A 13014-nucleotide genomic window follows, 5' to 3' on the forward strand; every position below is an offset into this window, starting at 1 on the left:
GAGGCCACGGCTGTCGGTGGACCCGATGTACATCCCGGGGCGCTTGCGAACCGCTTCGAGCCCCTCGAGTACGAGCAGATGCCGCGCGGTGTAGTTGGAGCCGTCTCGGTCTGCTCCGGTCAGCAGCGCAGTGGACGGCACGGACGTATCGGCGGTCACGCGGTTCGCTCCTCGCTGAATTTCATTTGGGGCCCAGTGGGTAACGGGCTCGGCTTCGGTCGCCGCTGAGAGGGTACCGAGGCCTGGTAGAGCGGTTGTAACGCCACCCTTCAACAACCCTCACACTAGTCCAGCCTCGCATACACGTTCGATCCCTCGTAGGAGTGACGCGAACATCACGTTCCCTTCCAGGCATGAACCATTTAGGCTCCGGGCACGTCCTCATGAACAAACCGGCAAGCCAGCCGGGAGGATCCCACCAAGACAAGCAACGCGAAACCGTAGCGCTCCGCAATACGGCACATTCGCCGCCAACCGGCAACAGACAGCCATCTTGAGAAGAAGTTTCGAAGAAAAGCCACGAGCGGGAACGTTTTCGGCCTGGTTGGATGTTGACCCTGGTACGACAGCTCGTCGAGCTAGAGAAGAGGCGACGTGACTACTGTTCTGACCCCCGCGAGCCCGCTGACCGCAGCAGACCGCTGTGACCGTTGCGGCGCCCAGGCATATCTGCGCGTCGTCCTGATCAGCGGCGGTGAACTGCTTTTCTGCGCCCACCACGGTCGCAAGTTCGAGCCGGAACTCAAGAAGATCGCCGCGGAAATACAGGATGAGACGGACCGGCTCACGGCTGTGCAGGCCCAAGCCGCCGAAGAGGAACAACACTGACACCTCGCATCCACGACGAGCAGGGGCCAGGTTCCGGACCGGCCGACGGGCGGCTCCCCAGAGGGGGAGCCGCCCGTTCTCGTGCCTGCGCGGTCAAGCCGTTCAGTCGGCCTCCGGCATCCATCCGATCGCAGCGGAGATCCGCGTGTACACCCCGGGGCTTCCTGCCTTGGCACAGCCGTTCCCCCAGGAGACCAGCCCGATGAGCCGCCCACGGGCCACCAGCGGCCCGCCACTGTCGCCCTGGCATGCGTCGTACCCGCCCAGCAGTTCGCCCGCGCAGAGCATCGCTGAAGCGTCGTACGTGCCGTTCCTGCCGCCCGGGTAGGCCTGAGCGCATGCGGCGTCCGGCAGGACGCTCACCTTCGCGGACCGCAGCGACGACGCGTAGTCGTTGTTGCCCGTCGTGTCACCCCACCCGTAGACGGCTGCTTCGGTGCCAGGTGCATACGCCGCGTCGCCGGATTCGGCCATCGGGATCGCACTCTTCTCGGGGAGTGCTTCGGTGAGGGTGAGCACGGCCAAGTCCCCCGCGTTGGTGATGGGGTCGAACCGCGGATTGGCCCATGTCCCCCGTACCGCGATCTCCTTCCCTCCGGTCCCGCGCAGCGCATCGCGGCCCGTGATGACGCGCAGATCACGCACGCTGCCGACATCGACGCCGAGCGCGGCCCGGCTCAGGCAGTGCGCAGCGGTCAGCACCTTCTTCGGCGCCACCACGACTCCGCCGCAGAACTGGCCGGCGCGGGATTCTCCGAACCGGTCACGGCTGGACAGTGCCACGACCCAAGGGTTGTCCTTGACGTGTGCGGGCTGACCGCCGATGACGACGCCGCCCTCGGCCGCCCGGGCGGGAGACCCGAGCAGTATCAGGGCGGTGGCGGCAACCAGGGCCTGCGCCCCGGTCACGGCGCGGAAGACGGTACGGGACATGCGCGCTCCTGACTCTGTGGTGAACCATTCCCACCCAGAGTCATCCCGCCGGTCGTCGACCGCACGCGTTGATAGGCCGAGGGCCCGGCTCCCCCATGGGGATCCGGGCCCTCGGTCCACTTGCTCCTGCGACCTAGTCGAGGTAGTCGCGCAGCACCTGCGAACGCGACGGGTGGCGCAGCTTCGACATGGTCTTCGACTCGATCTGACGGATGCGCTCACGCGTCACGCCGTAGACCTTGCCGATCTCGTCCAGGGTCTTCGGCTGACCGTCGGTGAGACCGAAGCGCATCGAGACCACGCCCGCCTCACGCTCGGAGAGCGTGTCGAGCACCGAGTGCAGCTGCTCCTGGAGAAGCGTGAAGCTGACCGCGTCGGCCGGGACGACCGCCTCGGAGTCCTCGATCAGGTCACCGAACTCGCTGTCCCCGTCCTCACCCAGCGGGGTGTGGAGGGAGATCGGCTCACGACCGTACTTCTGGACCTCGATGACCTTCTCGGGGGTCATGTCGAGTTCCTTGGCCAGCTCCTCCGGCGTGGGCTCACGGCCCAGGTCCTGGAGCATCTGGCGCTGCACGCGCGCGAGCTTGTTGATGACCTCGACCATGTGCACCGGGATACGGATGGTGCGGGCCTGGTCGGCCATGGCACGGGTGATCGCCTGACGGATCCACCAGGTGGCGTACGTGGAGAACTTGTAGCCCTTGGTGTAGTCGAACTTCTCGACCGCGCGGATCAGACCGAGGTTGCCCTCCTGGATGAGGTCCAGGAAGAGCATGCCGCGGCCGGTGTAGCGCTTGGCCAGCGACACCACGAGACGGAGGTTGGCCTCCAGCAGGTGGTTCTTGGCGCGGCGGCCGTCCTCGGCGATGATCTCCAGCTCGCGCTTGAGCTTCGGAGCGAGCTTGTCGGAGTTCGCCAGCTTGTCCTCGGCGAACAGACCGGCCTCGATCCGCTTGGCGAGCTCGACCTCCTGCTCGGCGTTGAGGAGGGGAACCTTGCCGATCTGCTTCAGGTAGTCCTTGACCGGGTCGGCGGTGGCGCCGGCGACGGCGACCTGCTGCGCAGGTGCGTCGTCCTCGTCGTCGTCGGAGAGGACGAAGCCCTTGTTCTCGCCCTCGCCCTCCTCTTCCTCGCCCTTACCGGCCTTGACTTCCTCGACCGCCTCGTCGCCGTCGAGGAGCTCGTCGTCCTGCTTTCCGGACTTCTTCGTTGCTGTCTTCTTGGCCGCCGTCTTCTTCACGGCGGTCTTCTTGGCAGCTGCCTTCTTGGCTGCTGCCTTCTTCGCAGGGCCGGCCGTGGCAGCGTCGTCAGCCACCACGTCCACGGTCTCTGCCGACGGGGCGGCAGTGGCCGCGACCGTCCTGGTCACGGTTGTCTTGGCCGCGACAGTCTTGGTGGCGGTGCGCTTGACCGGGCTCTTCGCTGCGACGCTCTTGCGGGCACGTTTGGACGGCTCCGCGGCACTGACCATCAGCGTCACACCCTCTTCCTCGAGGATCTGGTTGAGGCTGCGCAGAACATTCTTCCACTGGGTTGGCGGAATCTGGTCAGCCTCGAAGGCCCGACGCACGTCATCGCCGGCGATCTGCCCATCAGCCTTTCCCCGCTCGATGAGCGCCATCACAGACTCGGACTCGGCGATCTCCGGCGGGAGCGTACGGGATGTGCTGGCCGACACGAACAACCTCTCGGAACGATGGAAACGGCTTCCGGCCCGGCCCCGGAAAGGGGTTGAGCCGACGACCGCCGGTCTGGGAATGTACCGACGGCGCGGGTGTCGCCTCAGAACTCCACAGCGCACTCAATGGCTGCTGTATTCCTTCCGCGGCGGTCACCTCTTAAGTCATCGCACTGTTTCGAGGAGTGTTACGCCCAATCCGCGTGGCCCGAGTCACACCTCATTTGCGACGAACGTGACCAAGGGTGCAGAAACCTCGCAACCGTGTCGCCGGACCGTGACGGCCCGGCGACACACGGTTCGCACACCGTGGCCGTGCTGTGGTCAGTGCTCGCGGGGCGCGGGCACCACACGCTCCACCTCGGGGTGGACGACGAGCAGTTGACGCATGGCCGCCTCGGCGCCTGCCGCGTCGCCGGACGCGAGGGCGTCGACGATCCGGGCGTGATGACCGAGGGATGCCTCACTGGGGCGGTCACAGCCCGTGACCGGGCCGCCCGAGACCTGAAGGGCCGCAGAGACGATGCCGGAGAGGTGCTCCAGCATGCGGTTGCCGGCCGCCTGGATGAGCAGGGAGTGGAACTCCGCGTCGGCCCGGGAGCAGGTGATCGCGTCCCCCTGCCCGACCGCGTGCCCCATGATCTCCACCATGTCGCCGAGGCGCTGCTGAATGTCCTCACGACCGTGACCCGCGGCGAGACGCGCGGCAAGGGGCTCGATCGTCCACCGGAGCTCCCCGAGCTCGCGCCGCTGGTCCTCGCGCTGAGGTCCGAAGGCGCGCCATTCGATGATGTCGGGATCCAGCAGGTTCCAGTCACTGACGGGGCGGACCCGGGTACCCACGTTGGGCCGGGCGCTGACCAGGCCTTTGGCCTCAAGGACACGCAGCGATTCGCGTACGACGGTGCGGGAGACCTCGAAACGCTGACCGATCTCCTCCGGCACGAGAGGGCGGTCGGCGCCCAGGTCGCCCGAAACGATCATCTGACCCAGCTGCTGAACGAGTTGGCCGTGGAGGCCGCGACCCCGACTGGCCGAGCCCCGCCGGCTCACCCGGCCGAGGTCGACGTCGGAGCCCTCCCAGGAGCGAAGAGCGGCACGCTCGCCGGCCGGCGCCTCCGCATACGGGTAGCGGTCGAGTTCACCCGGGCCGGCGAGGCCGGAATCGGCGGAGCGGGCGGCGGTCATCATGGTGTGCGCAAGGGTACTCACGCATCCTTTGTCGGCGCGGCTCACTCGGCTCTTGAGGTCTTTGGTGAAAAGCACACGAAAGGGTGATCGGCGCCCGCCCCCCAATTGACGCTTTACTGGTATAAACCGGGCATTCTCAAAGTGGTTACGTGGCCGGCCCCGATCCGGCGGCCCTCTGAGGCCGCCAACGGGGCCTGCCAAGAAGGCCGGTGAACAGATAGGCGAAGACCAGGACCGACAGCGACAACGCCAACGCGGCCCCCACCGGGTGGGCCACGACGTCCACGGCGAGCGCCACCCATCGGTCCGTCTCGTGCGGCCAGCGCGGCCACATCAGCTCGCGCAGCCTGGTCGGCAATCCGGTGACCGGACGGGGCCCCGGTGCCCTCAGCACCAGCTGGACGAGCGGTACGACGAGTACGGGAACGGCAAGCACCGCGGCGACACCGGCCGTCGTCACCCTGAAGACTCCGGCGGCCAGGAGGCCCGCCCAGGCGCAGCCCACGGTCAGTGCCACCCAACTCGCGCCCAGAGGCACCGGGTGCGGCGGGATGTGCATCCAGCCGTGGCCGTACACGAGGCGAAGAGTTCCGGCGGAGGCCAGCACGACGGCCGGAGCGAGCACCGCGGCAACGCCCGCGGACACCACCAACTTGGCCAGAAGCAGTCTCAGGCGACGGGGAACAGTGCCCCGGCCCGCGGCAAGCGCGGGGTAGCGGAATTCGTCACCGAACGACAGGGCACCGAGCAGCCCGGCCCCGACCGCCGCGGGCGGCAGGGGCAGCAGCGACGGCCAGGCCGCCAGCACCTTCGGCAACGGGGCATGGCCGGTGCGGGCGAGGAGCACGGAGAGTCCGACGGAGACGACCAGAACAGCGGCCATGATCAAGGCTGTTGTTCTGACGCCGAGCAGGCGGCGCAGTTCGTACCGCAGCGGATGAAGCGGACCGGGAGCCGGGTGGCGGCGGATGGACGGCGCCTGTCCCGGGACCGACGCCCGCGCGGCCGGTCGCGGATCGCACGGTCCCCTGCGGCCTCCAGGCCCTGTGGGCCCTGGAGGCCGCGGGGAACCTGCCGAGTCTCCGGGCTCCGCGGGGTTCATGTCCTCTCCGGGTGCGGTGGAGCGGGTGTCGCCGACCTCGTCGGCCAGTCGGTGCACCGGCAGACCGTGCCGGAACGCGATGTCACCGATCTCCGCGCACGTGGAGCCGTACACCGCGAGGCGGCCACCGGCCTCCGCGACCACCTCGACCGAGCGCCGCGCCGCCCGGGCCTCGCGGCTGACGACTGCCGCGAGGCGAGCCGCGTGCGGGGTCCGGACCGCGACCCGGGGGCGGAGGCGGGTCCGGGAGAAGTCACCGGCGTCCTGGTCCGCGACAAGGCGACCGGCGTCGATGGTGACCACACGATCGGCGGCGTGCGCGGCCTCCTTGGGGTCCGCGGTGGTGTACAGAACGGTCCCGCCCCGGGCCGCATGAGCCCGCAGCAGCCCGTGCAGCCAACCACCCTCGCGCGACGCGAGGCCTTCTGCCGGATCGTCGAGGACGAGCGTGTGGGGATCGCCGAGCAGCGCCGAGGCGAGGGCGAGCCGCCGGTCCATGCCGAGCGAGAGTGCGCCGATGCGCTGGTCCCCGAGCCCGGCGAGACCTACGAGCTCAAGCAGCTCATCGGCCCGTGCCGGGGGTACGCCCGCGGCGGCGCCGAGCATCCGGAGCTGGCCCCGAGCGGTACGGGCGGGGTGCCCCGGTACGTCCCCGAGCAGCACTCCGACCTCACGCGCGGGGTGTGGGATCCGGTGCATCGGTCTGCCCCGGAAGTAGGCGACCCCTCTCCCCGGGTCCAGTTCGAGCATGAGGCGGAGGGCCGCGGTCTTGCCCGAGCCGGAATCACCCAGCAGTGCGGTGACCTGGCCGGGCCGGGCTTCGAAGGTGAGATCGTCCACGGCGGTCGGAAGACGGCGGCGGGGGGCGCTGGTGAGTCCGATGGCCTGGAGCATCGCTTCTCTCGCGGAAGGTGAGACCGCTCGGCGGCAGGGCAGGTACCGCAGAAAGATAACGTGACATATCCGACTTTTTGCGCAGCGTCGACCCTGTGGGCGTTCCGCGAGGTCAGACTTCCGGCCTCAGCATCGGAGGATTGAGCACGGTGGCCGCGCCGGCCCGGAAGAGCTGGGCCGGGCGTCCGCCCTGGCGGGTGGTCGTGCCGCCGGTGGGCACCAGGAAGCCCGGGGTGCCGGTGACCTTGCGATGGAAGTTCCGCGGGTCGAGAACCACTCCCCACACCGCCTCGTACACCCTCCGGAGCTCGCCGACCGTGAAGGCCGGCGGGCAGAAGGCAGTGGCCAGGGACGAGTACTCGATCTTGGAACGGGCGCGTTCGACGCCGTCGGCGAGGATCTGCGCGTGATCGAAGGCCAGTGGGGCCTGGTTCTCACCATCGTGGCCGAAGTTCCCCTCCGCCCCGAGCAGATCGTCGACGGGCGCCCATCGCGCGCTGTTGGCATCGCCGCCCGCACGTGGGGCCGGCAGATCGGGAGCCAGGGCGAGGTGGGCGACGCTGACGACCCGCATCCGCGGGTCACGACCAGGATCGCCATAGGTGGCGAGCTGTTCGAGATGGGCGCCGTTCCCGATCGCCGGGGCCGCCGGGTCCTGGGCGCACAGACCCGTCTCCTCGACCAGCTCGCGCGCTGCTGCGGCTCCGAGGTCCTCATCGGCTTTGACGAACCCGCCGGGCAGTGCCCATCGCCCCTGGAACGGTGGCTCACCGCGGCGTACCACCAGCGCGCAGAGCGCATGGCGGCGCACCGTGAGCACGACCAGGTCGACGGTGACAGCGAAGGGCGGGAAGGTCGACGGGTCGTAGGGCGGCATGTGGTGATCATAGTCGTCTGCCTGACGATAAACACTCCCTTCGCCATGCTCTTCCAGGAGCTCTTCGCCGCCTCTTCGCTTGCTCCCGCCCGTCTCCGTGGCGACGGGGCCTGCGGGTCATCCCTCGCCACCGGGTGCGCGCCTGCCGGGGGCGGCCTGCCCGGACCGACGCCGGGTGGCCGATGATTCGGGACCGGCGGGGCCGGACGGGGGCTTTTTCCGGCGGGTGGTGGCCGGCCGCGCCGTGCGGCGTCGCACACCGCCCTCCGGCCGGTGACCGCGCCGCCCCGTTCGTGCGCTGCGTTCCCCGCGCAGGCATCGGCGCAGGGTCTCCGGGTCGAGGCCCTGGTTGCACGCCTCGTGAAGAAGCTGGGCGAAGGTGTAGTCGGAATCCGCCCGCAGGGCGAGGCCCAGGGCAACCCGTGCACCCGGTTCGTCGCCCGTCGACCACGAGACCCATCCGGCCAGGGTCAGTGGCGCCGCGGCATGCTCCTCGTACGGTGCCACGCAACGACGGGCCAGTGCGCGCCAGAGCCGCAACGCCGAATCGGCTTCCGGGCCTTCCATCCATTCCGCGGCCCTGTCGCGGGTCTCCCGGTCCTGGAGGCCGAGGATCACCGCTGCTGCTTCGTCATGGCTGATCAGCCGGTCGTCATTGATGTCCGAGAAGGAGGGCGCCCCCGCCGGCGCCTCCCTGAGGCGTTTCATGAGCCGCCGGGCGAGGTCCAGGGTCTCCCGGGCCACCTCCTCCCGTCCCTCCTCATCGAGGAGCCTGGGCAGCAGCTCGGCACCCGCGGAGTCGAGTGCGCGTTGCTGGTCTGCCGCCGCCGAGGTCTTCAGCGGTGCGAGCCTCGCCTCCATCTCCCGCAACGATCCGCGTACTTGGATACCCGCGTACGCGGCAGCGGCCGCCATCACCGAAGTGCCGGGCATGGCCATCTGGTTCCCCTCCGCCGGGCAGCAGCGCCCGTCCGGGCAGCAGTAGGACCAGTACCGGCCGTCGGAGATGCAGAGCGCTTCGAGCACCGGTACGTCCAGCGCGCCGCAGGCCGTGCGCAGACGCTGGGCGAACGGCCGCAGCCGCTCCATGATCTGACTGCCGGATTCGCCCTCGGCGGGATCCTGGCAGAGGAAGATGACGATCGCGTCGGGGCGCTCCCCACGCCGCTCGCTTCCCCTGATCAGGCACTCGGCGAGCTGCTCGGCGACGGGTGCCCATTCCTGCGGCGCCTGCGGGATGCCGAGCCTGAGCCGGCCGCCGAAGCGCCCCCTGCCACCGTGCAGGGCGACCATGATCACGCTGTCGTTCGGGTGGAACCCCATCAGATACGGGAGGGCATCGGCGAGTTCGGCAGGGCCTCGCAGGGTGATCTGCTGCTCGTCGGCCGGACCGGTGGATTCGTGGTGCTGGTTCATGGGACGACCGTCCCGCGCGCGGCCGGATTCCGCGACCCCTGTGGATAACCTTGTCCACAGGGGCACGAGGTCGTTGGCGCTCTGTCCCGGTCATCGGGTTGCATGGAGGCGTGATCGCCGTCGACGAGCACCGGGCGCTGATCAGCGACCGTTCAATCCGCTCACGCGTGCTCGGCGCGAAACGGCCGTCGCGGCGCGGGCACAGGTACAGGCGCGGGCACAGGGGCGAACGACCTCAGCCTGCTGCGGCGAGGACCAGGGGAAGAACCTGTTCGCTGCCTGCCTGCCGGAGCAGGCGGGCGGCGACGGCGAGGGTCCAGCCGGAGTCGGTGCAGTCGTCCACCAGCAGAACGGGGCCGGGGGTGCCGGCCAGAGCGCCGGCCAGCTCCTCGGGAACGGCGAACGCTCCGGAGAGCGCCCTGAGGCGTTGGGCGGAGTTGCTGCGCCGGGCCGCGTGCGCACCGCTGGGCCCGGCGTACTCCAGGGTGCCGAGGAAGGGAAGGCGGCCGACGGCCGCGATTCCCTGGGCGAGGGAGCCGACCAGTTGCGGGCGGGTCAGGGACGGTACGGCGACGACTCCCACCGGCCGGGCGGCAGCTTCCGGGGCATTCGGTGCCCAGCCGCCCGGGGAGCGCGCCCAGTCGGCGAGGACCGCCACCGCGGCACGCAGGACATCGTCGGGGACCGGACCGTCGGGTGCGTTGTCGGCCAGCAGCGGGCGCAGTCGGTTGCCCCAGCCGATGTCCGAGAGACGTCCCAGAGCGCGTCCGGTGGAGCACTGCTCCTTGGCCGGGATACGGCCCTTGAGGTCGATGCCCAGCGCGGGCATCCCCGTCGGCCACATGCGGCGCGGCTCGACCTCCACGCCGGGGCGGTCCAGTTCCTTCGTCGCACCCGTCAGCGTCTCGGCGGAAACGGCCGTGTCGGCCCAGGCCCCCGCGCAGTTGTCGCATCGGCCGCACGGGGCCGCCCCCTCGTCGTCCAGCTGCCGGCGCAGGAACTCCATCCGGCACTCGGACGTGCTCGCGTAGTCCCGCATGGCCTGCTGCTCGGCAGCCCGCTGCCGTGCCACCCACGCGTAGCGTTCGGCGTCGTACATCCACTCGGCGCCCGTGGCCGTCCAGCCGCCCTTGACCCGCTTGACCGCACCGTCGACGTCCAGCACCTTCAGCATCGACTCCAGACGGGTGCGCCGGAGGTCCACCACTGCCTCCAGAGCCGGCACGGACAGCGGCCGTCCCGCACTCGCGAGGGCCGAGAGGGTCTGCCGGACCTGCGCCTCGGGCGGAAAGGCGGTATCGGCGAAGTAGCGCCAGATGGCCTCGTCCTCCTTGCCCGGCAACAGCAGCACATCGGCGTGGGCAACCCCGCGCCCCGCGCGCCCCACCTGCTGGTAGTAGGCGATCGGCGAGGACGGCGAGCCGAGGTGGACCACGAAGCCCAGGTCCGGCTTGTCGAAGCCCATGCCCAGGGCCGAGGTCGCGACCAGCGCCTTGACCCGGTTCTCCTGCAGGTCGACCTCGGCCTGCAGCCGGTCGGCGTTCTCCGTCCTTCCGGTGTACGAGGCGACGCGGAAGCCACGCTGGCGCAGGAAGGCGGTGGCCTCCTCCGCCGCGGCGACGGTCAGGGTGTAGATGATTCCGGAGCCCGGCAGCTCGTCCAGGTGCTCGGCGAGCCAGGCCAGGCGGTGCGGGGCGTCCGGCAGCCGGACGACGCCCAGCCGCAGGCTCTCCCGCTCCAGCGGACCACGCAGCACCAGGGCCTCGCCGGCGCCGGTGCCCAGCTGATCGGCCACGTCCGCGGTGACCCGCGCGTTCGCCGTCGCGGTGGTGGCCAGCACCGGCACGCCGGGGGCGAGCTCGGCAAGCATCGCCCGCAACCGGCGGTAGTCGGGCCGGAAGTCGTGTCCCCAGTCGGAGATGCAGTGCGCCTCGTCCACCACCAGCAGACCCGTGGTGGCCGCGAGCTTGGGCAGCACCTGATCGCGGAAATCCACCGAGTTGAGACGCTCCGGACTCACGAGGAGGACATCGGTCTCGCCGCGCTCGACCTCCTCGTAGATGGTCTCCCACTCCTCCGGGTTGGCCGAGTTGATGGTGCGCGCCCGGATACCGGCCCGCGCCGCCGAATCGACCTGGTTGCGCATCAGCGCCAGCAGCGGCGAGACGATCACCGTGGGTCCCGAGCCGCGCCTGCGCAGCAGAGCGGTGGCGACGAAGTACACCGCCGACTTGCCCCAGCCCGTGCGCTGCACCACCAAGGCACGCCGACGCTCCTCCACCAGGGCCGCCACCGCCTGCCACTGGTCCTCCCGGAGCCGCGCCGAACCGCCCGGGTCGCCGACGAGTTCGGCGAGGATGGCATCGGCTTCGGCGCGGAGCTCCAGGTTGTCCATGCCTCCATGCAACCCGATGGCACTGACAATCGGCGAATCCACCCCTCGGGACACCCGCGCGCCGGGCGGTGGCAACGGGGCTGAAGCGGCCGAACGGGGCGGACGGGGTGTTTCCGCTGGTCCTCGCCGTTCAGGCGGGGCAGGAGGCGTCGTCCGGGCATGGCGTGGGCAGGGATATCAGAGTCATTCCGGCTGATTCCCGTCAGCCGCGCCAATTGCTCGTTGCCGCCCGCCGATACGCCAGGAAGAATTGGACTCGCTCCCCGCACAGTCCCTTTCGCGGCCCGGAAGGACTGTGCCCCGGTGCGCCCTCACCCGGCCCTGCCCGCACCATGGGCGCGTATGCGAAGGGAGGATCGTGACCTTCGGATTCGCTCCGTCCGCAACCACTTCGATATCCGCGTCCGCCGACTCGGCCAACCGTCTCGCCAGGATGCTCGAACCGGCCGAGTGGGCCGAAGCGGGCATACCGTTGCTGCGCAGCCCGCGCGAGGTCGTCAGCGGCCTGCACGCCCGGCACAGGCCGGTCCCGTCGACCGCTGTGGTCGCCGTGCTCGACCATGAGGAACGCCTCACGGCCAGTGCTTCGTTCGCCCGCCGCTCCACGGCCGCGGACGGCTGGGAGTTCCGCAACGCGCTGCTGGCGCATCTGCGCCGCGTCATCCCGCACGATCTCCGCCGCCGCACGCCCGTCCGTACCGCGGTGCTGCTCTACTGCCGCGAGGGCGACGAGCGTTGGACGGAGGAGGACGGGGCATGGATGTGGGGCCTGCGGGACGCCTGCACGCTGCACGGCCTGCGGTGCGGCGCGTACATCACGCTGACCCGGGACGGTTGGCAGGTGCTGGGCGAGGGCCGGGGCGGGCGCCGTCCCAGCTCCACGTCGCGGCCGTCCGCCCTCGCCGACACCTCGCTGGGCCCGGATCCGGCTCCGTTGCGCTCCGGCGGCGGCGCGGCGCAGCCGCTGCGGCGCACCGCCGCCCGCTGACCGTGGCCGCGGGCCCGGCCGCCCTCTCGGACAGCCGGGCCACCGCGGTGCGGTGTGTCCTGCGGATCAGACGCCGACGCCGAGCACTGCGTTGATCCGCTGCGGGTCCCCGCACACGATCAGCAGTGCTCCGGCACGTTCCCGCGCCCCGGTCAGCGCGCCGGCGACGGCATCACCGCCGTTGACGGCGACGATCACCACCGGACGGGGCTTCATCCGGTCCGCGGCCGCGGCACCGGCGAAGAAGACGTCCTCGCCGGCCTCGTGCTGCGCCCAGTAGGCGGCCTCTCCGAAGGAGAGTTCGTGCGCGGCCCACGGGTGCTGCTCGCCGGTGGTGAGCACCAGGATGTCGCCCGGAGCGCGGCCCGAGTCGAGCAGCAGGTCCACGGCTTCGTCGGCGGCGTCGAGTGCGCCGGCCGCCGAGGCGGGGATCAGCTGGATCTGCGGTGCGGAACGATTCTCCGGCCGGTCCGTCCGGGGACGGTCGGAGGTGGGGTGCGGGCGCTGCGCCGGGGGCGCGGGCCTCGCGGGGCCGGGCCCGGGGCGACCGGGACGCGGCGTGGCCGCTGAACGCGGACCGGGTACAGGACGGGGGGTCGGCGCGGTACGGCCTGCGGCCGGAGTGACGCGGGGACCCTGGGCGCTCTCGTGAATCTGAGGCTCCTCGGGGATGAGAGGCATGGGTGGTTGTCTATCAAACGCCGGCGCT

11 protein-coding genes are annotated in these 13014 nt (G+C 70.5%); 2 read left to right on the top strand and 9 right to left on the bottom strand.

The features are described 5' to 3' along the window. Positions 1 to 180: hypothetical protein (locus tag ACWCPY_RS27680; protein ID WP_451269522.1), on the bottom strand; the 180-nt coding region annotated here is incomplete at its 3' end. Positions 181 to 594: 414 nt separating this feature from the next. Between ACWCPY_RS27680 and ACWCPY_RS27685 the strand changes: the two genes are divergently transcribed. Next, positions 595 to 828: a DUF7455 domain-containing protein gene (locus ACWCPY_RS27685; protein ID WP_024489001.1), complete on the top strand. Its 234-nt coding sequence runs from the start codon at positions 595 to 597 to the stop codon at positions 826 to 828. A gap of 102 nt (positions 829 to 930) precedes the next feature. On the opposite strand, the gene ACWCPY_RS27690 is transcribed toward ACWCPY_RS27685, so the two are convergent. The 7 genes from ACWCPY_RS27690 to ACWCPY_RS27720 form a co-directional block, all read right to left on the bottom strand. Then, the gene (locus ACWCPY_RS27690) at positions 931 to 1761 is read right to left on the bottom strand and encodes a S1 family peptidase (RefSeq protein ID WP_451269384.1); all 831 of its coding nucleotides are present in this window, start codon (positions 1759 to 1761) and stop codon (positions 931 to 933) included. Between the two features lie 133 nt (positions 1762 to 1894). Then, the gene (locus ACWCPY_RS27695; RefSeq protein WP_451269386.1) at positions 1895 to 3442 is read right to left on the bottom strand and encodes an RNA polymerase sigma factor; all 1548 of its coding nucleotides are present in this window, start codon (positions 3440 to 3442) and stop codon (positions 1895 to 1897) included. Positions 3443 to 3766: 324 nt separating this feature from the next. Then, a complete protein-coding gene (locus ACWCPY_RS27700; RefSeq protein ID WP_451269388.1) occupies positions 3767 to 4654 on the bottom strand; it encodes a FadR/GntR family transcriptional regulator in 888 nt (295 codons plus the stop codon). Between the two features lie 124 nt (positions 4655 to 4778). Then, positions 4779 to 6629: an ABC transporter ATP-binding protein gene (locus ACWCPY_RS27705; RefSeq protein ID WP_451269390.1), complete on the bottom strand. Its 1851-nt coding sequence runs from the start codon at positions 6627 to 6629 to the stop codon at positions 4779 to 4781. A 112-nt stretch (positions 6630 to 6741) separates the two neighbouring features. Next, positions 6742 to 7506, bottom strand: a complete 765-nt coding sequence (locus ACWCPY_RS27710; RefSeq protein WP_451269392.1) for an NUDIX hydrolase — start codon at positions 7504 to 7506, stop codon at positions 6742 to 6744. 117 nt (positions 7507 to 7623) lie between these two features. Further along, the gene (locus ACWCPY_RS27715) at positions 7624 to 8922 is read right to left on the bottom strand and encodes a DUF4192 domain-containing protein (RefSeq protein WP_451269394.1); all 1299 of its coding nucleotides are present in this window, start codon (positions 8920 to 8922) and stop codon (positions 7624 to 7626) included. A 235-nt stretch (positions 8923 to 9157) separates the two neighbouring features. Next, complete coding sequence (locus tag ACWCPY_RS27720) at positions 9158 to 11317, bottom strand: RecQ family ATP-dependent DNA helicase (protein ID WP_451269396.1); 2160 nt, start codon at positions 11315 to 11317, stop codon at positions 9158 to 9160. Positions 11318 to 11675: 358 nt separating this feature from the next. On the opposite strand from ACWCPY_RS27720, the gene ACWCPY_RS27725 reads away from it, so the two are divergent. Further along, positions 11676 to 12305, top strand: coding sequence for a hypothetical protein (locus ACWCPY_RS27725; protein WP_451269398.1), 630 nt, complete (start codon positions 11676 to 11678; stop codon positions 12303 to 12305). 66 nt (positions 12306 to 12371) lie between these two features. Here the strand turns inward: ACWCPY_RS27725 and ACWCPY_RS27730 are convergent, their stop codons facing one another. After that, entirely contained in the window at positions 12372 to 12986 is a 615-nt protein-coding gene (locus tag ACWCPY_RS27730; RefSeq protein WP_451269400.1) for a hypothetical protein, read from the bottom strand. Between the last annotated feature and the right edge of the window lie 28 nt (positions 12987 to 13014).

Source organism: Streptomyces sp. NPDC002403, assembly GCF_053593015.1.

Bases quoted from the DNA above. Each gene is read 5' to 3' on its own strand.
- ACWCPY_RS27715 (WP_451269394.1), bottom strand. From the start codon at position 8,922: ATGAACCAGCACCACGAATCCACCGGTCCGGCCGACGAGCAGCAGATC.
- ACWCPY_RS27690 (WP_451269384.1), bottom strand. From the start codon at position 1,761: ATGTCCCGTACCGTCTTCCGCGCCGTGACCGGGGCGCAGGCCCTGGTT.
- ACWCPY_RS27705 (WP_451269390.1), bottom strand. From the start codon at position 6,629: ATGCTCCAGGCCATCGGACTCACCAGCGCCCCCCGCCGCCGTCTTCCG.
- ACWCPY_RS27720 (WP_451269396.1), bottom strand. From the start codon at position 11,317: ATGGACAACCTGGAGCTCCGCGCCGAAGCCGATGCCATCCTCGCCGAA.
- ACWCPY_RS27710 (WP_451269392.1), bottom strand. From the start codon at position 7,506: ATGCCGCCCTACGACCCGTCGACCTTCCCGCCCTTCGCTGTCACCGTC.
- ACWCPY_RS27730 (WP_451269400.1), bottom strand. From the start codon at position 12,986: ATGCCTCTCATCCCCGAGGAGCCTCAGATTCACGAGAGCGCCCAGGGT.